This window comes from Vibrio sp. 1F279, assembly GCF_041439815.1.
Taxonomy (GTDB): Bacteria; Pseudomonadota; Gammaproteobacteria; order Enterobacterales; family Vibrionaceae; genus Vibrio; species Vibrio tasmaniensis_A.
The window spans coordinates 69,603-90,573 of record NZ_JBGOOU010000004.1; the positions used below are offsets into that span (position 1 = coordinate 69,603).

Annotated in this window: 19 protein-coding genes; 16 read left to right on the forward strand and 3 right to left on the reverse strand. The window is 42.7% G+C overall.

Annotated elements, in window-relative coordinates; translation table 11 throughout:
* Window positions 1-79: 79 nt before the first annotated feature.
* The 6 genes from ACED60_RS04765 (at window position 80) to recR (ending at window position 4,825) form a co-directional block, all read left to right on the forward strand.
* Window positions 80-217: a hypothetical protein gene (locus tag ACED60_RS04765; RefSeq protein ID WP_017099204.1), complete on the forward strand. Its 138-nt coding sequence runs from the start codon at window positions 80-82 to the stop codon at window positions 215-217.
* Between the two features lie 74 nt (window positions 218-291).
* Window positions 292-663, forward strand: coding sequence for a YbaN family protein (locus ACED60_RS04770; RefSeq protein WP_029223120.1), 372 nt, complete (start codon window positions 292-294; stop codon window positions 661-663).
* A 161-nt stretch (window positions 664-824) separates the two neighbouring features.
* On the forward strand, window positions 825-1,370 hold the full coding sequence (gene apt / locus ACED60_RS04775; RefSeq protein WP_004734171.1) for an adenine phosphoribosyltransferase: 546 nt from the start codon (window positions 825-827) through the stop codon (window positions 1,368-1,370).
* Between the two features lie 18 nt (window positions 1,371-1,388).
* Entirely contained in the window at window positions 1,389-3,665 is a 2,277-nt protein-coding gene (dnaX, locus tag ACED60_RS04780; protein WP_371727037.1) for a DNA polymerase III subunit gamma/tau, read from the forward strand.
* A 152-nt stretch (window positions 3,666-3,817) separates the two neighbouring features.
* Window positions 3,818-4,147, forward strand: a complete 330-nt coding sequence (locus tag ACED60_RS04785; protein WP_009848672.1) for a YbaB/EbfC family nucleoid-associated protein — start codon at window positions 3,818-3,820, stop codon at window positions 4,145-4,147.
* A gap of 78 nt (window positions 4,148-4,225) precedes the next feature.
* The gene (gene recR / locus ACED60_RS04790) at window positions 4,226-4,825 is read left to right on the forward strand and encodes a recombination mediator RecR (RefSeq protein WP_004734155.1); all 600 of its coding nucleotides are present in this window, start codon (window positions 4,226-4,228) and stop codon (window positions 4,823-4,825) included.
* 83 nt (window positions 4,826-4,908) lie between these two features.
* On the opposite strand, the gene aqpZ is transcribed toward recR, so the two are convergent.
* On the reverse strand, window positions 4,909-5,598 hold the full coding sequence (gene aqpZ, locus ACED60_RS04795) for an aquaporin Z (protein ID WP_017099207.1): 690 nt from the start codon (window positions 5,596-5,598) through the stop codon (window positions 4,909-4,911).
* Between the two features lie 258 nt (window positions 5,599-5,856).
* Between aqpZ and ACED60_RS04800 the strand changes: the two genes are divergently transcribed.
* The 8 genes from ACED60_RS04800 to ACED60_RS04835 all read left to right on the forward strand — a co-directional run bounded on the left by ACED60_RS04800 (window position 5,857) and on the right by ACED60_RS04835 (window position 14,388).
* The gene (locus ACED60_RS04800) at window positions 5,857-6,081 is read left to right on the forward strand and encodes a hypothetical protein (RefSeq protein ID WP_371727038.1); all 225 of its coding nucleotides are present in this window, start codon (window positions 5,857-5,859) and stop codon (window positions 6,079-6,081) included.
* Between the two features lie 13 nt (window positions 6,082-6,094).
* On the forward strand, window positions 6,095-7,501 hold the full coding sequence (locus ACED60_RS04805) for a porin (protein ID WP_371727039.1): 1,407 nt from the start codon (window positions 6,095-6,097) through the stop codon (window positions 7,499-7,501).
* Between the two features lie 136 nt (window positions 7,502-7,637).
* Window positions 7,638-7,889 carry a hypothetical protein gene (locus ACED60_RS04810; protein WP_009848668.1) on the forward strand — a complete coding sequence of 84 codons (252 nt, stop codon included), beginning with the start codon at window positions 7,638-7,640 and terminating at the stop codon, window positions 7,887-7,889.
* A gap of 88 nt (window positions 7,890-7,977) precedes the next feature.
* A complete protein-coding gene (locus tag ACED60_RS04815; RefSeq protein ID WP_371727040.1) occupies window positions 7,978-8,430 on the forward strand; it encodes a YcgN family cysteine cluster protein in 453 nt (150 codons plus the stop codon).
* Between the two features lie 56 nt (window positions 8,431-8,486).
* Window positions 8,487-10,082, forward strand: coding sequence for a site-specific integrase (locus ACED60_RS04820; protein ID WP_371727041.1), 1,596 nt, complete (start codon window positions 8,487-8,489; stop codon window positions 10,080-10,082).
* Window positions 10,079-11,941 carry a hypothetical protein gene (locus tag ACED60_RS04825; protein ID WP_371727042.1) on the forward strand — a complete coding sequence of 621 codons (1,863 nt, stop codon included), beginning with the start codon at window positions 10,079-10,081 and terminating at the stop codon, window positions 11,939-11,941. The genes ACED60_RS04820 and ACED60_RS04825 overlap by 4 nt, the downstream gene beginning before the upstream one ends.
* A 3-nt stretch (window positions 11,942-11,944) precedes the next feature.
* Window positions 11,945-13,933 (forward strand): hypothetical protein, encoded by a 1,989-nt coding sequence (locus ACED60_RS04830; protein ID WP_371727043.1) that lies wholly within the window; start codon window positions 11,945-11,947, stop codon window positions 13,931-13,933.
* Window positions 13,930-14,388 carry a hypothetical protein gene (locus ACED60_RS04835; protein WP_371727044.1) on the forward strand — a complete coding sequence of 153 codons (459 nt, stop codon included), beginning with the start codon at window positions 13,930-13,932 and terminating at the stop codon, window positions 14,386-14,388. Before ACED60_RS04830 ends, ACED60_RS04835 begins: the two co-directional genes overlap by 4 nt.
* A 63-nt stretch (window positions 14,389-14,451) precedes the next feature.
* Here ACED60_RS04835 and ACED60_RS04840 read toward each other — a convergent pair whose 3' ends face one another.
* Window positions 14,452-18,081: an ATP-binding protein gene (locus ACED60_RS04840; RefSeq protein WP_371727045.1), complete on the reverse strand. Its 3,630-nt coding sequence runs from the start codon at window positions 18,079-18,081 to the stop codon at window positions 14,452-14,454.
* Window positions 18,082-18,570: 489 nt separating this feature from the next.
* A complete protein-coding gene (locus ACED60_RS04845; RefSeq protein ID WP_371727046.1) occupies window positions 18,571-18,891 on the reverse strand; it encodes a helix-turn-helix domain-containing protein in 321 nt (106 codons plus the stop codon).
* 102 nt (window positions 18,892-18,993) lie between these two features.
* Between ACED60_RS04845 and ACED60_RS04850 the strand changes: the two genes are divergently transcribed.
* Window positions 18,994-19,518 carry a hypothetical protein gene (locus ACED60_RS04850; RefSeq protein WP_371727047.1) on the forward strand — a complete coding sequence of 175 codons (525 nt, stop codon included), beginning with the start codon at window positions 18,994-18,996 and terminating at the stop codon, window positions 19,516-19,518.
* Complete coding sequence (locus tag ACED60_RS04855; protein WP_371727048.1) at window positions 19,512-20,894, forward strand: DEAD/DEAH box helicase; 1,383 nt, start codon at window positions 19,512-19,514, stop codon at window positions 20,892-20,894. Before ACED60_RS04850 ends, ACED60_RS04855 begins: the two co-directional genes overlap by 7 nt.
* The last annotated feature ends 77 nt before the right edge of the window (window positions 20,895-20,971 follow it).

Consider the following 20,971-nt stretch of genomic DNA (forward strand, 5'->3'; position numbering starts at 1 on the left):
TTTTTGTTAAATGTCGATTTAGCAAAGCGGGTTTGGTTCGCCAGATACTTACCTTTACTAACAAAAACAAGAAGCAATCATGGCAGATAACAAAGACTTTCAAGACCCGTTTAATGTATTCTACTTTTTAGGATTTTTAGCCGCATTTTTAGTGATTCCATTATTACCAGCAACACTTACGTTGATCCGTGTATTCAATGGTTACGCAACATTCTAGTTAAGTTATCGTCGCCGATTGGTGATAGCTAACTCAAGGAGGCCACAATTAGCGTTCGAGTTTTAAGCCTCAATATTGCTGGTGGCCTTTGCATATTTCTCGCAGTTTTAGGGATAGCTTTACCCGTACTGCCAACCACGCCTTTCCTCCTTCTTGCCAGTGCATGTTTCATGCGAAGCAACCCCAAAGTTCACAAATGGATGCATGAGCATAAAACGCTGGGTCCCTTGTTGAACAATTGGTATCAACATGGTGCCGTTACCAAGCAAGTAAAAACGCGTGGCGTGTTCTTTATCTTGTTAAGTTTTGCGTTATCGATCTACTTTGCCCCGATCATTTGGGTCAAGGCTTTCCTAATTTGTGTACTTGTTATTCTTCTCACATGGTTTATGCGACTTCCAACCCATGAGTTGGTTGCTGACAGCAAAGAAAATCACTACCATTAAGCCAGTGTGCCTGCTTGTATAGCGGGCGTTTATTATTTCAGCAATTTGAGTTATGACTCTCGTTGCAATGAATACCAATCGTACCTTTCCTTAATTCCGAGCGTTGATGTTTGATTCGTTAACGAGAGTTTGGAAAGCGGCCTAATGAAGTGCATAAGATTATGAACACAGAAAAAATCTCTCTGATCAAAGCAAGCATCAAAAGCATTCCTGATTACCCTAAAGCGGGTATTTTGTTCCGTGACGTAACAAGCTTGATGGAAGATCCTGCCGCTTACAAAGCGACAATCGATCTGTTGGTGGACACATACAAGGGCATGGGCTTTACTAAGATCGTTGGTACTGAAGCTCGTGGTTTCTTATTTGGTGCGCCTTTGGCACTAGAGCTAGGTGTTGGCTTCATTCCTGTTCGTAAACCGGGCAAGTTGCCTCGTCAAACTGTGGCACAATCTTATGAGCTTGAGTACGGCACTGATACGCTAGAAATTCATACCGATGCTATCGTTGAAGGCGATAAAGTGCTGATGGTTGATGACTTGTTAGCAACAGGCGGTACGATTGAAGCGACAACGAAGCTGATTCGTCAGCTTGGTGGTGTGGTTGAACACGCTGCATTTGTTATTAACCTTCCAGAAATCGGTGGTGATAAGCGCTTACAAGGCTTAGGTCTAGAAGTGTTTAGCATCTGCGAATTCGACGGTCACTAATCCTTTTCGGAATTATTCATGAGCTATCTTGCGTTAGCGCGAAAATGGCGACCAACCAAATTCAAAGAAGTGGTTGGTCAAGCCCATGTTTTAACAGCATTAGAGAATGCCCTTAGCCAAAATAGGTTGCATCACGCTTACCTATTCAGCGGTACACGAGGTGTCGGTAAAACGACCATCGGCCGTTTGTTTGCGAAGGGACTCAACTGTGAAACAGGCATTACTTCAACCCCTTGTGGTGAGTGTGCAACCTGTAAAGAGATCGATGAAGGTCGTTTTGTTGACCTGCTCGAGATCGATGCTGCCTCACGTACTAAGGTAGAAGATACCCGCGAGCTTCTGGACAATGTTCAGTACAAGCCTGCACGTGGTCGCTTCAAGGTTTACCTAATCGATGAAGTACACATGCTGTCTAGGCACAGTTTTAACGCGCTTCTAAAGACCTTAGAAGAGCCGCCTGAGTATGTGAAGTTCTTGCTCGCAACGACTGATCCACAAAAGCTTCCGGTTACGATTCTTTCACGTTGTTTGCAGTTCCATCTTAAGCCGATCAGTGTCGATAATATCCACGAGCAGCTCGATCATATTCTTGAACAAGAAAATGTGACATCTGAACCTCGTGCGCTTGGGATGATTGCTCATGCTGCTGATGGCAGTATGCGTGATGCGCTAAGCCTGAGTGACCAAGCTATCGCATTGGGTAACGGTAATGTCGTAACAGACACTGTTGCTCATATGCTTGGAACGCTGGATACAGACCAAGCGATTCACCTACTTGAAGCGATTAGCAGTAAACAGCCTCAGCAGGCGATGGCTTGTATTCAAGCTCTTGCTGAAAATGGCGTTGAGTGGGATGGATTGCTGAGTCAACTTGCGACTCAATTACACCGTTTGGCGATGTATCAAGCTTTGCCGTCTACTTTAGACAAGGCCCAGCCTGATGCTGAAAGGCTGGAACTGCTGAGCAAAACGTTAAGCCCTCAAGACATCCAACTCTACTACCAGATAGTGCTAAAAGGTCGTCAAGACTTACCATTATCGCCAACCGCTCGTGTTGGTATTGAGATGGTGGTTCTGCGTATGTTGGCATTTAGGCCTGCTGAGCAAACTGTTGCTACGGCAATCTCGACTCAGTCGACAAGCCCAGCGCCAGCTCCTGCAGCTCAGAATCCGGTTCAGAACCAGGTTCAGAGTGTTGCTGAGCCAATGAGTCAACCTGTGCCAGAGCCGAGACAGCCAGTTCAGGCTCCTGCGGTTTCACAGCCTCAAGTGCAACAACAGGCGCCTCAGCAGCAAGCTAAACCGCAACAGTCGGCACAACAGCAACCGCAGCAGAATCAGAGCCAATATTCAGATTCGCAAGGTTACGTTGATCACTCAGGCAACCAAGGTTATCCAGAACAGGATTACCCGCACAGCCAGTATGATGTACCACCTGCTTATGATGAGCGTCCAAGTTACGGTGCAGATCAGCCTCAGCAGCAACAAACGAATTATCAGAGCCAGAGTCCGGTTCAACAGCTAAGCGCTGCGCCTTCTGCTCCTCCTGTTTCGCAAGAGCAACCCGCGCGTGCAACTTCACCGGTGAGTGGTTTACGCCACCAATTGCGCTCTCAACGCAGAGGCAGCGCGGCAACAGATAACAAAGGCTCAACGCCAAAAAAGGCTAAAGCGACACCAGCTAAAACTTCAGTTCTTGACCGAGTTGCTCAGCAACACGGTGGTTCTGAGCGGGTGTCGCCAGCTTCTTTATCAGCCTCTTCTACTGAAAAGGTAACCAATGATAATGAACCTTATCGCTGGAAACCGTCTAAACCTGTAGTGAAAGAGGTGAGCAAAGAGCTTACACCTACTCAGATCAAGCGTGCGTTAGAGCATATTAAGACACCAGAAATGGTCGATAAATTGCTTCAAGAGTCGATTGCTCAAGATGAATGGTCTGCCACGATTCAAAAGCTAGAGACAGCCAAGCTTGTTGAACAGTTAGCATTGAACTCAGTGTTTGCTAAAAACGACACATCAATCACTTTAACGTTAAGAGCGAGCCAAGCTCACTTGAATACGGATCGCGCACAGAGCGAACTATTACAGTCGCTCAATACCGTGTTGGGAGAAGAGTGTCATTTGAGTGTTGAAATCGGCGATGGTGGAGAAACGCCACTAGAACTACGAGAAAGATTGTATCAAGGTAAGTTGAAAGACGCGTTTACCGCTTTGGAAAACGATGCCAACGTACAGTTTATTGAAAGACGTTTTGCTGCAGAACTCGACAGAGACAGCGTTCGTCCTATCTAGAACTTTTTCACGTTTAGTGACCGGCGTATCATCCCAGATAAGCAAATCTGAGAACTGAACACCGAGGGGTTGAATCACACTGTTTTAACCCCCATTTAAGCACGTATAGCTTAATTAATTTTAATAAACCAATTAGACCAGAGAGTATTAACATGTTTGGTAAAGGCGGTATGGGCAACATGATGAAGCAAGCCCAGCAAATGCAAGAGCGCATGCAAAAGCTTCAAGAAGAAATCGCAAATATGGAAGTTACAGGTGAGTCAGGTGCTGGCCTTGTAAAAGTAACGATCACTGGTAGCCACAGCGTTCGCCGTGTTGATATCGATGAAAGCCTAATGGAAGACGATAAAGAGATGCTTGAAGATCTTATCGCTGCTGCTTTCAACGATGCGGCTCGTCGCGTTGAAGAAACTCAAAAAGAGAAAATGGCTGGCGTAACTGGCGGAATGCAACTTCCACCAGGTATGAAGATGCCTTTCTAAGTAACTCATTCTTAAAGGTTAATTCTCGTACTAGCTTGTGTTGAACTGGCCATTACTTGAAAATCAGAACGGTTATATATGCGTACCAGTCATATGCTGGAGCATTTGATGGAGGCCTTACGTTGTCTACCTGGGGTTGGCCCCAAGTCGGCGCAGCGTATGGCCTTTCATTTGTTACAGCGCGATAGAAAAGGCGGCCTGCAGTTGGCTGAAGCTCTTAGCCAAGCAATGACAGAAATTGGTCATTGTAATGAGTGCCGTACTTTTACCGAAGAAGAGACCTGCCACATTTGTACCAATCCTAAACGTCAGGATAACGGTCAAATTTGTGTAGTAGAGAGCCCTGCAGACATCGCAGCCATTGAAGCAACGGGTCAATATTCCGGTCGTTACTTTGTGCTTATGGGGCATCTTTCACCACTTGATGGTATTGGTCCAAGTGACATCGGTCTCGATGTCTTGGATTACCGCTTACGTCGTGGTGATATCACTGAAGTTATTTTAGCGACTAACCCGACAGTAGAAGGGGAGGCGACAGCACATTACATTGCTGAGCTATGTAATGCCCATGAAGTGAACGCTAGCCGTATCGCCCATGGTGTTCCTGTTGGTGGTGAGCTCGAGCTGGTGGATGGCACCACGCTTTCACACTCGTTACTCGGTCGTCATAAAATCTAAAAAAGCCGCTTGGTGAACCATCACCAAGCGGCTTTTTCTTTTATGGTTCTCAAAGGTTTCTATTCCAAAACACTTCTCTGAGCTTAATCTGAACCTCTCACCGCTTTGTATATCATTGCGCCAATCACGGCACCAATAATCGGTGCAATCCAGAATAGCCATAACTGAGAAACAGCCCAATCACCAACAAATACAGCCACGCCGGTACTTCGAGCGGGGTTAACAGAGGTGTTCGTTACAGGGATACTGATAAGGTGGATTAAGGTTAAACAGAGACCAATTGCGATAGGAGCAAATCCAGCAGGTGCTTTCGAATCTGTCGCGCCCATGATCACGAATAGGAACACCATGGTCATGACCACTTCACAAACGAGTGCAGCGGTAAGTGAGTAACCGCCCGGTGAGTGTTCACCATAACCATTGGAAGCAAAGCCAGAGGCAGCTGCATCAAAGCCAGCTTGGCCTGAAGCAATCACAAATAACACGCCACCTGCGATAATACCGCCAATCACTTGGGCAATAATATAAGGTGCGACATCTTTGGCATCAAAGCGACCACCGCTCCACAGTCCAATAGTAACAGCAGGGTTGAGATGACAGCCGGATATATGGCCAATAGCAAAAGCCATGGTGAGAACGGTTAAACCAAAAGCGAGGGAAACTCCGAGTAGACCAATTCCCACATCAGGGAAAGCCGCGGCTAAGACGGCACTACCACAACCGCCTAACACCAACCAAAACGTACCAAACATTTCTGCAATATACCTATTCATAACGATCCTTATTAATCTGTACCAGTATCAACAAGATAGTTTAGATTTCGCAAGTTTGTGAAATCTTGGGCATATAAGCGACAGAAAGGGAGTGTTTTGGGTAGCAAATAGCCGACAGAGATTGCAGTGATTTTTAAACGAAATGCCATAACTGTTTAACGACAAGCTCCAGAAACTGACTAAAGTGCGATCTATTGTGTTGTTCAATAAATAAAACTGGTTGAAGATATTATTAATTCTTATTGGAGCCTGCGATTCATGAAAAAGTTAGCGATTTTAGTAGTAACGACATTATTACTCACTTCATGCGGAGGTGGTGACAGCGGTGGCGGTAGCGCTGCCACTAGTGGTGGTTCTAGCGCTCAGAAACTGAATACGGACATAGGCGTAAGTGATGCCGATATTCAAACATTGAAAGGCTACAAATTCCTATCCGTTGATGGTAAAGGATTTGAGTCTCCAAGCAATTTTAAAGCGAAGTAGTAGGAGTCAAGTTTTGAAGAAATTATCTATAGGTATTATCCTTGCCACTCTTGGTACTTCTGTTTATGCGTCGCCAAATCTAGAAGGTTATTTTCAAGCTCGTGAATTGGTAAATTATGCGGCAGGAAGTTTACAAAAAGCAAAAGTAGACTTTATAGCCCTAGATTATGCTGTAGCTAAATTACCTGCAGCTTCACAAGCTCAACTGGTTCCTTTTAATACTGTATTGGGGGAATTCTCGACAAACAGTTCCGTAAGCAGTAGTGACGCGACTGCTTTGCTCAGCCGAATTAACTCTAAAGCCTTATCTGGTCAATATGTTTGCCGCATCAATAGCAATGGTACTGTTCTGGCATATAGTGCGGAGAACGGAGAACAGTGTGCAGCGGACAAGTATGAAAAGGCTGCATTAGCACTAGCGAAGAAAGGCGATGAACTGCGATTCTTCCGTTCATACAGTCAAGGTTATTTTCAAACCTTAACTTATAAGGTTGATGCAACCTCTAGTGATGAAACAGTTCGTTTAGGCTACTTTAATAAACATGGTGGAAAATGGATTGGTGAAGCGGTTAAGGTAGTAAAAGGTAAGGCGCAAATCAATAGTACGGATGTTGATACTTACGATGTCATCGCTTACCGAGATTACAATATCTCATCATCGAAAGGTGTTTCTCCGAACACATCAATTAGCTTTACTGAACAACCGTTTTTTATCACAGATGAAGTCACAGATCTCGACTCTTCTGGACAATCAGTCCATATAACAAAGACTAAATTTTCAAGCCTTCACCAGTTTGATGGCCCTTACCGTGGAAGGCATATTGATTCGAAAGGTTGGTTTAATTGGTTTAACCAAGATTACGTGGGTCAATACGAAATTGGAGGTAAAAAAGTTTACGCCGTTTCGGACACACAAAATTTAGTCGTCAAAAAAGACTTTAGTGGTGCGGTAGATAGCTGGACTCGCGTTGATGTCGACAAAGCTGATCAAGGTAGTGGTGCAGGTGACTGGACTATGTACATGTTTAACAATACAAACAATTTGATAGGTGAAAGCCCAACTTATTGTCAAATCAAAGCGATAGCAGAAGGTAAGCCGGTAGTTCAACTTTTATCATCAACAGGCGTTATGACGCACCCACCAATTACAAACTGTGACCAAGTTGATCCTGGCCATACAAAGAAAGTGATTGCATCATTTAAAGACGGGAATAACAAAACAGTTTCTGTTACTTCTCCTAAGCTAAAAGCAAGCGCTCAACATATTATGGCGCTTGGGCCTATTGTTGATCAAGGACAGAAGGCTAAATTCACAGTGCAAGATGCTAGAGATTTATTGTCATCGACTCGCTATAAAGCGGCTTTAGCAGAAATGACACCGCAATTTTTGTCTTCAAAGCCACATGATATTTTAAAGTAGATTCTGTCTTTGATGAATTGGAAGCACCTTTTATAAGGTGCTTTTTTGTACATATTAAATAACTTCACTTGGCTAATTTCATTTTTAGGATAGAATCGCCCACCTTCTTTCCTTTGATTCTATTTAAGGTCCAATTATGGAATGCCGTCTTCATTGTGGTGCTTGCTGTACAGCGCCTAGTATTACATCTTCATTCCCCCTTCATCCTCATGGAAAGAAGTCTGGTGAGCGTTGTAAGCAGCTTACTGTTGATAACCTATGTAAACTATTTGGTAAAAAAGAGAGGCCTCAGGTCTGTTTTGACTTTAAAGCTGAAAGCTGGGTATGTGGGGCTACGACAAGCGAAGCTATTCAAATACTCACGGATTTAGAAAGTTCTACCGCATAGCGAAAGAGCGTTAGCTGATTTTATTCTTGAACTTATATTCGGCTAGCGGTATAACACGCACCCCAGTAAAAGAGTAAGAAGTAATCCTATGACGATTCCATTTTGGCAAGAAAAGACACTAGAGCAAATGACCGAGAACGAGTGGGAATCACTGTGTGACGGTTGTGGTAAGTGTTGCCTACATAAACTAATGGATGAAGATAGCGATGAAGTTTACTACACTAATGTGGCGTGTAGCTGGTTAAACGACAAAACATGTTCGTGTAAAGATTACCCGAACCGATTCACTTCAGGTGAAGAGTGTTTGAAGCTGACTCGTGACAAAATCGATGAGTTTCACTGGCTACCAGATACTTGTGCTTACCGTCTTCTATCTGAATCTAAGCCGATTCCTGAGTGGCACCCATTGATTACGGGTTCTAAATCAGAGATGCATGCTGCAGGTGAAAGTGTTCGTAACAAAGTGGTATACGAAATCGATGTTGTCGATTGGGAAGACCACATCCAAAACTTACCTGATAGACTAAAACCTCATAATTAACTTTTAAAGTTGAGAATGCTGTGTGTGCTGATTGTATACACAGCATGAGGTTTAGTATGTCAAGTAACGATGAAAATCATAAAAAAGTCATACGAAAAGAGATAGAAATTTCACCTATCCCTAACTTCGTTTACGATAAACCATTGGTATCCATTGATGTGAATGGCGAACCTCAGGTTACCTACCGTGCCAATGGCAATACGTTCCCAATAAAGAAACTCCCCTTACTCTATATCGCAGGGTATGACGACAAAGACAACCTAATCAGCTACCAGCCATTAGACATGGTCAATGAGTTCTTATTGTCGAAAGCAATCGATGATGGTGTGCTTGAGCTTGGTACAGATGCACAGGGGCTTGCCCATTACTTCAGCTTTGTATTGGACAAACAGGCGGAGTGGGATGCTGAATACGATGAAGGTGACTTTGACCCTCTCTATGATGACCCCCGTCCAGAATGGAGTTCTTTTCCTCGCAACAAGCAGGAACGTTTAACCTACCAATATCGAGATGGAATCAAGCAGCTCGCTATTGATGGTGTATTGGCTAAAACAACGGCTAGGCAATATATGAGCAGTGTCGTTGGTTTCTATAAACACTGTCTTCGCCAAGGTATCCGCTTTAATAACCCTCCCTTCCAGTTCGAGACAGTGAACATCCATTTCAAGGCGTCTGCATCCAGTATGAAAGCTTACCAACGTAAGCAGGTGCACACGACGGATATGCGGATTAAGTTTGCTAAGTCATCTCGCAGTGGTGGCACAAACCTCAGCAACCTTCGCCGTGACTTAAAACCGTTTACCAATAGTGAATGGAATATCCTACAAAATATACTGATGAAGGCCCGCAGGGTAGTTCGCCATGGTGACAATAATAAACTGCATTCACTGCCGATTGAGTTTTGCCTGCACCCAATGATTTGCCGTTATACAGGCTTACGCCGAGAGGAGGCAGCGAGCCTTCATTTGGGACAGATTGTTAACCCTGAAACAATGATTCAAGACGGCAATGAGGTTTTCAAAAAGCCTGTGATGGATTTGGGTGTCGGTGACAAATATCAATCACTCACCAAGACGGCTGAGGGCTTTGCAGAGAAGAATAAAAGCCGCGTTACCATTATCCCCGCCGCACTGATGAAGATGCTTTACGATTACTCGCAGTCGGACAGGTATCAAAAGCGCCTTAAGAAATTCAAAGCATGGTGCAATGAACAGGTTGAGGCTGGTAATACGCATCTCTTTGAGGGTGATGATGCCATTAACCCTCAACTGGAATACCTGTTTATTACCCAGTCTGGGAAACCCATGTTTACGCGGTTACAAGACTTTACTGGGCGCTGGGTGGAAATTCGTAGCACTGCAAATCTAACCCAAGGTCTCGACAAACCGATTGTAGGCTCCATACATAATTTACGTTCAACGTTTGCTGTGAATATCTTCCGCCACCTTTTAAATAAAATGGATGAGTATGGCAATCCATCAATTACACCTGATGAAGCATTGGATAGGGTATCAGCACTGCTAGGTCATGAAGATAGAACGACGACCATGGAGTACCTGAAAATTGCACAGGATACGCCTTCTGCCGATGAAATCTACGAGGACATACTGGACTATATTGGTGCTTTTGATGACTTGGAGGTGGCAGTATGATGCAAGGGCGTAAGCGTACCAAAATTACAACAAAGAAGACCAGCGCACCTATCATCCCACTTCGCTTTGAAGATATGGTTTTAGATTTTGGAAATAGGGTTAAATCTTATACTTACCGCTTGTGCTACCTTAACGTTCCTACATTGAAACAAATTAAAGCTGGTGATGAAGTGTTGGCTAAAAGAGATGATATTATTCGGGATATACATCTAAAGTTAGAACATCTATCCGACAAAAAATTTCATCAAGGGTATTTTTCTGGGCTCGTTAATTACTTCCGTTACCTTGATAGTATTCATTATCAAGGTGACTTTTTCAGCAATGCAGTGATGAGTGATTGCATTAAGCACTTCAATAAATTACGTGATCAAGGTAATCAGGTTAGTGTAGTTGAGCTAATCAAAACCAGCTTATCTTTTTTATTAAGACTGTGGAATAGAGAGTCAGATCTCAAGAAGTTGCCAGAGGTTTCAGCAAAGCCTTCTTCAGCGAGTAAAGCATTCCAATTGGAAACTGAGTTGAAACCATTATCAAAGGTGTTGGTTAAAGGGGCATTGACGTTTCAGGAATCGATTGAGAAAAATCAGTTGTTAGATATTCACCCTTTCTTTGATGATAATTTGTTCACTAAAAGAGCAATAAAAAATGGGTGGACAAATCATAAAATTGCAGCTAATCGACTTGGATTCAAAGTATGTATGAAGCCCATGATAGCAACAATAAATAGTAGCCCCCTTAAATATGAGCGGCTTCATACGCAAGTTTTTTATAATCATGCATCACGCAACTGGTTTTTCTTGTTTTCAATGCTTATTGGAATGAATAAATCGGTGCTCGCGAATATAAGACATAAGGACGTTTCTTTTAATAGTATTGGTAGTGGGCGATTTGTTTTTGCTGGTGAAAAGTTCAGGGCTGGATATAAGAGCTTGGATAATGCATGCGGCTTTAGCCTTAGAACGAAAGAGTTGATTATTCGATGGCTTCAAACATCTAAATTGATGTACCAATCACTGGGCATCCCGTTTTCAAGTGAGTTGCCGCTTTGTCCTTTCTTTAGTGCTACCGGAGAGGTTTGGACTTTCAATACCCATGGAACGAATATCAATTATATAAATCGGCACCTTGAGAAAGTGACTGGGCTGAGTGTTACTGCAAGTCGGTTTAGAGCGACAAAATCCGATTTACTGATGCGAGTGACTGAAGATATCTTTCTTGTGTCACAGGGGCTAAATAATACCATGAATGTTGTCGTCAAACGCTATTCTAGCGGTGTTCAGTCAGACCATGATACTAACCTCAACGCTACGTTTGGTGCGCTAAGCGCTGCTGCAAAGGGTGAGGAGATTGGTAAAGCTATCGAGGATGCAAAGGTGATGCACTGCGATATTTTGTCAGATTATGATTATAAGACATTGCGCAGTCGTGAAAGCAAAGAGCATCCATTAATGACAACACCCAGTGGCATCAAATGCGCAGGGGCAACACCTGAAAAGCTTATTGCAGAAGCAAGACGAATGAAACAGTTGGGCATTGATTTTTCTAAAGATGCTGGGCGTTGCACCGACTTTCTTGCTTGCTTTGATTGTGACAGCCATAAATTGGTAGCGTCAGAGAATGATATCTGGTTAATGCTGTCATTTTTAGAGCAAATCGAAGAACTCAAAGACATGGTAGCAAGTAATTCTGCACCTAAGGATGAGTATTTCGTGGTGGAAGGCATGTTGAAAAAAGTCCTCCTCAGGTTGAAACAAAAAGCACCGAAAAACTACGCTCTAGCAAAGCAAAAAGTGGATGATGGCGATTACCACCCGTTTTACCAAAACCGAGCAAGCGCAAGCCAATTCTTTAAGAGGTAATTTATGTCTGAAAAGCCCATACAGTTTCACCAAGAATTCGCTGAAAATCCATATGTGGCATTTGACTCTGATGGAGAAGGAGTGTCACGTGTCTTCGATGTAGTGTGGGATTTTCACGCCCTGAACCAGAATGCAAAAACCCTTTCTTTTGCGTATATTGATGAGAAGTATCGTCAAGGTATTCAGTCTTATCTTTATTTACTGATGCAGTGGCAAAAGAAGAATTCAAGCTCAGGTTCACATGCTGCTGTTAGTTCATTGAAAAGTAATAGGAACATGTTAAATGCTCTTGCTGTACGTTTGGGTGAGGGGAATTTTGATTTACTTTCAAACGAACGAGAGTGGAAAAGGTGCTCAAAAAAATTAGAGGGGTATGGTAGTGAAAGTGTGTGTCAACACCTCGCTTCTCTGATTAATACATTGAATAGAGCGAATCTTGTCAAGCGATATGTACAAAAGCGAGAGTGGACTCGGTGGATTCGCTCAGATGCCCGGACTAGGCAAGCTGTCGCACTACCGGAGGCCATTCATGTCAATATATTAAAAACTGTCGTTCAGTTTGTTGAAACCTATCATCCCTATCGCCACCAGATCGCAAATGCTATGGAAAAGTTTTATCTATACCATGATGAAATGTTCAATGCTGAACTAAATAAACTAGGAGTGAAAACGTTAAATGATCGGCAAATGAAAACATTCTTAAAAAGGATGTCTACCAGAACTAGGAAGTGGCCAGAAAGAACAGTTATTCCTGAGTTCTCATTTGATAGAAGAGGAGCATGGTTAGGCAAATTGCTGAGGATATGCTTTATCTGTGTCGGTTTATTTTCTGCAGCCAGAAAGGAAGAGCTGCTTTCCATGAATAAGGATAGCTACGACGATACACTGGCAACTGTACCTAAAGTTTCTGGATTCTCTACAAAAGGAAATAAGGGAGAAAAGATTTTCACGACATGGAATACAGCGCCGATTGCCAAGCTTGCACTAGAATTATCTTTTGATGCCACGCAAGCTGCGAGGAAGTATTGTCAACAACGATTAAATGATTTTTTTCATAATGGGCGACTGACAAAGGATCGATATAATGCTAGATCTCAAGAGCTAGAGAGCGCCTTTATATCTTCCGATATGTCTTTTGACAGTGAAGTGTTGCTAAATAAAAAATCGTTGATGTTTAAGATTGATGGCGCTGGTAAATGCGATGCATTGAATATGAAAGAACTTAACATTATGGCGACAGATGAAGATGTTGAGGAATTTGATTATTTAAATCCAGACCGTGTAGGGAGCTTAAAAGTCGGAGGCGGCTTACCAAAGCTTAGTCCACATGATTTACGGCGGAGTTTTGTGGTCTTTATGGTAAAAAACCGATTGGGCAACGCACTCACAGTAAAATATCAGCTTAAGCACCGCAATATTAATATGTCTAACTGGTATGCGAATTATTCCGAACTCGCACGTACGAACCAACTGTTGATGGATACTCAGTTAATGAGTGAATTTGACGAAGCCATTGAAGCATCTGCTGTAGACGCATGGGATGAGATTTACAATGTATCCAATACCTTAAGTGGCGTTGAAGGCGAACGTATCGCTCAGAATAAAGCAGAACGGCTAGCACAGGGTGAAGAAATAGTTATGTCCCGAAGTGAGTTGCTCGCTTTGGTGAGGTCGGGTGACAAAGCCATTGTGCTACTTCCTACAGGGGGGTACTGCACCAACCGTAACTGTGAGCGTCTTTGTTCTCTGATGGATATTGTCGAAGCCCCCTGTGAGCATAAGGTTATTACTGATAAGGCGGCCAAAAAGCTTTCAAGAGAACGGGACAATCTCATTGCTTCATTCCAGGCAATCAATGACATGGGTGATTATGCCAATGAGTTGATTCTAGACGCCAGAAAAAAGAAGATTCAGTCTATTGAACCTACATTGGTCAAACACAGCATCTCATTTGATGGCTTCAATGATGATATTAAGGCGGTATGGTCATGAAAGTTGAGTATAAGGCAACCTGCAAAGCCGAGGGTTTACTGGTCAATGCATTTCAGCGCTTATTAGATGGCAAGCCGCTTCATGTTAAGGCGACGGGCAAACTTACGTTAAACCGAATCAATAACGAAGCCCAACTGGGCAATAGTTATGTCCATAAGTTCAAAGAGTTCGTGGTCTACGCCAAACCTGTTATCGATGAATACAACCTCAACCGTGATAAGGCGATGACAACAGGCTTAGATATTGAGCTAGATGTCCCTTTGTCTGAGCTTGATGGGCTAAAACATCAGTTGAAAAAAGCAAATGAGCTTAAGGATAAATACAGGGTGCAACGAAACAATGCCGTTGAAGCCCGAAAGCAGCTAGAGGCTGAAAATGCGAGGCTCCGTTTTAGGGTGTTTGATATGCAACAAGAACTATTAGATGAAAATTCAGTTGTGACACCAATCAAGTAATGGGAGCTCATACTCAAAGTGTAATAAGGCTAAGCTAAGGGGGGCAGTTAACGCCCAAAGCAATTATGTTATCGCATCTTTGCGTCTGTACAGGTTTACTCTTATTTTGTCAGTGAATATATTATCCTTTTTCCATGAGGAAATGATTTTTCTTGATTTAAGCCATATGACCAAATCCTGATTCTCAGAGGTGTCTTCTAGTTTTGGTGTATTATAACCCGTTTTTATCTCAGAAAATGGCCTTGGGAGATCCGCTAATATACTTTGTACTTCACCGTTTGGTATAAGAGAGTGATACTTATTTAAGAGTAAGATCTGAGTAGATACAGGCTTAGAGTGCTTGATCAGAGACTGTGCCACATCCCCATCAACCTTTGATAGGTTGACTTCTGGGTTGATAAGAAGTGAGCCGATATGTGCGGCACGATCGGAAAGATTAATTAATGAGTCTAAGTCCATCAACTCAATAGTTTTGATCTTATTTGCATGAGAAATTTCCGAATGAAGGAGCTCTTCTAGGAAATCATCGTCCAGCGCAAAGCTGTCTGCTTCTGCCAGATACTTATAGATGTTTGTGGAGACGAATAGTACTTGTAAGTCTCTGTGGTCAGTAAGCTCACTAAAGGTACTCTCTGTGAACTCAACTTTTCGTTCATCTATTAAAATCTTGAGCTTATGAGGGGCAACATCTTCAGGAAATGAATTAAAAGACTTAGGCAAGGCATGCACATACTCTTTGTAGCTAACTTCAGACAGCGAGTTTGCATTGAGAAGGAAATGATGCAAGTTGCACGAATCCGAATCACTAGGAATAGCCTGTTCTAGAATAACAGTACGGACAATATCTTGGTCGAGATAGTTAACCAAGTTCTCTGTCTCAAAGTCTTCGCTTTCCATAAAAGTAACACAGCTTTCCCAAGTTGGTATGATCATACTTAACTCAAAGAGCATTTTGTACAATTTTTCTGGCACACCCTCTAATGTTGGTAATTGTGCCGACTGTCGTTCAAGAAACTTTTGGAGAGAGTTGTGCTCAACCTCGGTATGATGAAGCACGGAAAGAATAGCGGATACATCCTCTTCTGAATTATAGGGCAGAGCTAAAAGGATGTTGTGTAGGTAATGGTTAAAATCGCGCTCAACGATGTTAGCTAAGACAGCACTATTCGTCGAGTGTATTGTTGTGTAGTTTTTCTTATGTAGCGCTTCAAGTTCTTCCTCTCCTAGAATCACCTGGTAGATGTACTCCAAGTTAGCGAGAGTGAGTTCAAAAAGCCCCTCTTCATACATTGACTCCACTACCTCTGAGTGCTCTTTGATGGCAGCGAATTCTCTGACCTCAAAGTTTAGGCTTACAAGGCGCTCCGGATCTAGTTCTGGTAAGAACATCAAAATCTCGGGGAGGTTCTCTGATACAAAATTAGGTAGTTCATCGAAATCTCTTGCGAGCGATTTGAGAGATATTTGTGGTAGGCTCGCAATTAGTTTAGAGATATGTATCGTGTTGTTGGAACTGGCAAGAGCTGTTGGTACAAGACGATTCCAAGTATTAGCGAGCCCCGAAAGAAGCTCAACAGTGTTGCTTCCACTAGTGTAATAGATATCTAGAAACTCTTCGCAACTCCCAAACTCCGCCATGATATATTCAAAAAACTTTTGTGTTTGGCTCTGGTAACGGCCTTGGTCACTCATGAGGCTGTCAACGAGCGTAATGTTTAAGGCATAGCTTTGTCGGAAGTCCTCTTCTCTCATCGCCGCTATCACCTCTTGAGGATTATCGATCTGAAAGTCAGCGGGGGGGGTGATAAATGCCCGTATTTGGATAAGAAACTTGTTGTCATTGGGCGATAATCGACCAGAGTGAAAGAGTGATGAATATTGATAGTAGGTATCGTCCAAGTAACCCTCCAGGATCAGAAAGCGAGCAAGCTCCCCACTTTCCCCGAAGCCCTCGAAAAGTTCCTGCACACGGCCTGCGTTCAAACGTAACATTTCATTGAGTTTGGTGGTGCGAAGCGTTGCTACCTTTGGTCTTAGCTCTCGTATTGTTCGAAAAATTTTGGTTTTACTTTCCTCTGATTTTCTTTCTATTTCCTCCTTACGTTGCTGGTAAGTTTTGTGAGGGTTTACTTTGGTTTGTAGGCTCGAAATATATACATTAGATACGTAGCGATCATGGGGGCTTCGGTAATACACTTGTTCTGTTTGAATTAGTTGCTCAAATAACTCATGGCCTGCTAATTCGGTAAGCTGAATTTGTACATTTTGATTATTACCCACGCTCATCGCATTTGGTGGAAGCATCTCAACTAAAGTCATAGCGTATATTTGTCGCAACTCTCTTAAATCAGACGGTGTCTGTCGCTCAGCGGTTTGAAGCTGATCTTCGAGTTTGGCTATTTCAGTTCTATACGCGGCCTCACCTTGCCGAATTAACTCGTCTTGGACATTCAATATTTTTGCTAGGGCCCCTTCGCCACGGTGCAGCCGTTCGAAATCTCTTGGGTAAACATTCTTATATATTAAAACTGAGAGGAGTTTGTTGGCATCGAGTAGGCTCTCTCCATCGGTTTCCAGATTAGCCACATAAATGGAATATTCATTAAATATATTTTGAATCAGCCTCAGGTCGTTTAGGTATCGTGAAACCTCCCTTAAAAACTGGCGATCAAGACGATCGTCAAGCTCAAGTCTTTTTCCTTGCTTCAATACCATGTCGATCGAGTTTGAAGTATTGATGATAGGTATGACGGGAATGATGAATTCGAAGAACTTGGTTCGTTCTGTGTTGGCGAACATGTCATCACGTAGCGCATAGAGGAATCGGATACGGCGATTAACGCCCGCACTTTCGTTCACAAGGTTATTTATTTCACGTAATGTAACAAAAATATCAGATTCGTTAAATCGGTCTAAATCTTCAATTATTACAAGGTCATAGTTGGTTGATTGAAAGAAATAGACAATTTCGTCTAAGTGACGGTTCAGTATGGACGTTTCGTCATCGTGTGCGGGCTTGATCTCGACGTTTTTCAAGGAGAAGCTTTTTAGTGACAGACCAAAGCTCGCGATATAAAAGTGATGTAATGTCGCCCAAAGGAATGTTACTGCAAATGCGAAGACACCTAGATTGACTCCATTTTCGAGTACAATAGGAGTGAAATAAGTACCGTTGATGATCTCCTCTCGATGATTCAATACGTACCAAAATGCGAGTACTCCTAGTGTTATATATAGCGATTTAAAAATGGAACCGAAACCGGGTGACCGAATTCTTTTAAAGCGTGATAGCGGAAGTTTGTTTGCGTCAGCACCGTAGAGCATCTGTTGTAGAATGCTTCTCTCAATTTCATGGCGGCCAACATTCTCAGCCTTTGCATCATCTTCGGGAATAAACGTAGCGAGGGAAATATGAAGAGGAGAACACTGATACGTTTTTAAGAAGGATTGGATGATACTGCTCTTTCCAGACCCGTATGGGCCAGTTATGGCGATATTAGAGATCTTAGGGTTGTTCATTGCAAATCGAATCGCTTCAGAGTATATGCCAGCCTTATCAGCCTCATCTGTCGGAGCTAGATCCACAAATTTTGATGGTCTTTCGGTGGAGCAGCTTTTGCTTTCCAGCCAAGACACGACACTAAGTAGCCTTTTAGCTAGCCAACGTATAAATGAAGTACTGTTCTTTCTCATAAAACTCTGATTTTTTTGAACGCTTATGCTTATAAATTAGTGAAAATCATGCGTCTGAAGCCTTCATTCTAATCGCTAGTTGAATTTGATGAATAAATGGCATTGGTACGACTCGATAACACTCCCTCTATTGAGTACAACAGTACCATTAAAATTTCTTCTTACTCAACAGATACATACCACATAAAACAAACTTGTAAGAACGTAAGAACGTAAGAACGTAAGAACTTAATTAAGTAATGAGGCTTTGTTCGGTCGCATTTGTTGTATCAAGCTAGATCAGATCATCTTGAAGGGAGTGTGTCGGCAGCACTTTGAACAAGTGGGTGAAGAGTTAATATGGTTTGATGTTATTTGGAGGCTCGTTATTGTTAGGCTATAAGTTAGCTCTCGACGTTACGGCCTCAATAGAGATTGGGACAGTTTCGCGGCCGAATATATCCTTCCGTCACATTATTATCTATGCATCAAGGAGGTTCACTTTGAACCTCAGTCGTTTTCAGCTTGTTGGCTCTTTAATGACGCCAATAACATCTCCTTATGCTCTTTCGATAGTTTCTTAATAGCAATAGCTAGTTCAGCAGACAGATCATCCTCACAAAAGAAGTAATTTAAGGGTACACCAAGCTCATCTGCAATTTTTTTTAGTGTGCTGATGTCGGGTGTATGCCGGCCTTTTTCGTACTGATTCATTCTTGGACTTGCTGAGCTTTCATCCATGCCGATGCGCACTCCCAATGCCTTTTGGGAGAGCTTTGCTTTTTTGCGCGCTTCTTTGAGGCGCACTGGGATTGGGTTACTGAACGACACTTACGATTCATATCTCTAATCTCAAAGTAACTAAGATTTTCTTAGTTTTACTGATTTCTGTATACTAAGCAATCCTTAGTTTTTTGGTTTGCGCGAGTATAAATGAAACGTTCTACGAAAATCAGTGCAGTAATGCACAAGTTGTTGATTGAAAAAGGAATGGATGGGTTTACAGTTGTTGAGTTAAGAGATGTTTATATCTCAGTTGAGGATTCTCATGTTGATTCGGATGAAGCTAGGAAAAAGGTGTACCGACAAATCCTACGTTTTATGAAGAAAAACTGGCTTAGAAGTGAAGGGCATTGGCAAAATAAAAGGTATTTTCAAACTGACTCATTTAAAGCCCTTCAGGTAGCACCAAAGTTAGAAAGTGTTGAGATGGATGCCCCTTCGACGCCAGATTATTCAGTATTAAGTTATGAATGCAACCAATATAAAGGTGAGTTAGAGATTGTTCTGGGAGAAATTGAAGAGTATCGATCCCTTAACCGTAGATTTCCTGAACTAGAAGCTAGGTTGACGCCACTACTTGAGCAAGCCAAAGAACGCTCTGCACACTTACTAGGGAAAGTGAATGTGCTAACGAATGTTCTTAAAACGCTTTCTGAGGGAAAAGCGGCGTGTTAAGAAAGTGGCAGGCCGAGTGCTCAGAAAGAGCAATGCAGAAGTATCAGTCGAATAATAAGTCATTTTTCTGCCAAGCAACGCCAGGGGCGGGAAAAACCGTACTTGCTGCAACCGTTGCTTCCAGATTATTACAAGAAGGTATGGTTGACCTAGTATTGTGTTTTTCTCCGTCGTTAGCGGTTTCTGATGGGATAAAAAGAACCTTTTCACAAGCTCTCAATTGTACCTTTAATGGTGGTTTAGGCTCTATTGGGCAATCACTAACCTATCAATCAATCCAGTTTCTTAGTGATGAGTTTTGGCTAACACTGCGCAACTATCGAGTGTTTGTGGTTTTTGACGAAATACACCATTGCTCTGGCACAAATGTTGAAAATGCGAATGTTTGGGGTCAACAACTGCTGACTAAAATACAAGGGCTAGCAATCTATACACTTGCTATGTCGGGTACACCATGGCGGTCGGACTCATTACCTATCACGATGGGGGAATATAGCGATCCTGATGGGGAGCTTTTGGTTGATTACCAATACACACTAAAGCAGGCAATCGCAGATAAGGTCTGTAGGGCTCCTAAGTTAGTATTGGTTGATAATGAGCACTTGGCTGTCACTGGTGGTGAAAAGGTTGAAGCTTTTTCATCAATACTAGAGATGCTCAAAAAAACGAACACTTCATATCAGAGCGTGATACACAATCAAGAGGCAATGGAATACCTGCTTGGTCTGGGCTGCAAAAAGCTGGCAGAAATACGTTCTCTGTCGCCAAGTGCGGGAGGGTTAGTGGTAGCCGCTTCCGTTCAACATGCGCAAGCTATTCAGAAAATACTCTCTCAAAAGTATGCTCAAATAGCTTCAATAGTGACTTACCGCCACGAAGAACCGTTAGCTGAAATAGAGCGTTACCGTCAGAATAATGCTCAATGGATTGTTAGTGTCGGGATGATCAGTGAAGGTACTGATATTCCGCGCCTTCAAGTATGTTGCCATATGAGTTCTGTGAAAACAGAGCTGTATTTTAGGCAGGTGTTGGGGCGTATTCTTCGAGTGAATGACGCGTTAAACCAACAAGCGTGGCTGTTCACTTTTGCCGAGCAAAGCCTCATTGAGTTCTCGGAGCGGGTTGAACAAGATATTCCCGAATCATGCATGTTTGGAAAAATGGTTGGTCGGGCCGATTTTGAGTCAGGCGCTCAGAGTTATAGGTTGAATGAAACAGCTTCCTCTGAAGAACAGGGTGAAGCAGATTTTCATTTGTTATGGAGCAGCTCATCCAGCAGCGAGGCTGGTTCGCATGAGTCATTTGGTTCAATTGATGAAATCAGGTTGGGGGCTTTTAAGCAACGCGTAATTTCAGCGTTTGTAGCTGCGTTATAGTATTGATCTGTATAGTCGCTGGAGTCACTTAATGTAGGAGATTAGTTTAACAATGATAATCTACAGCTGGCTCTTTT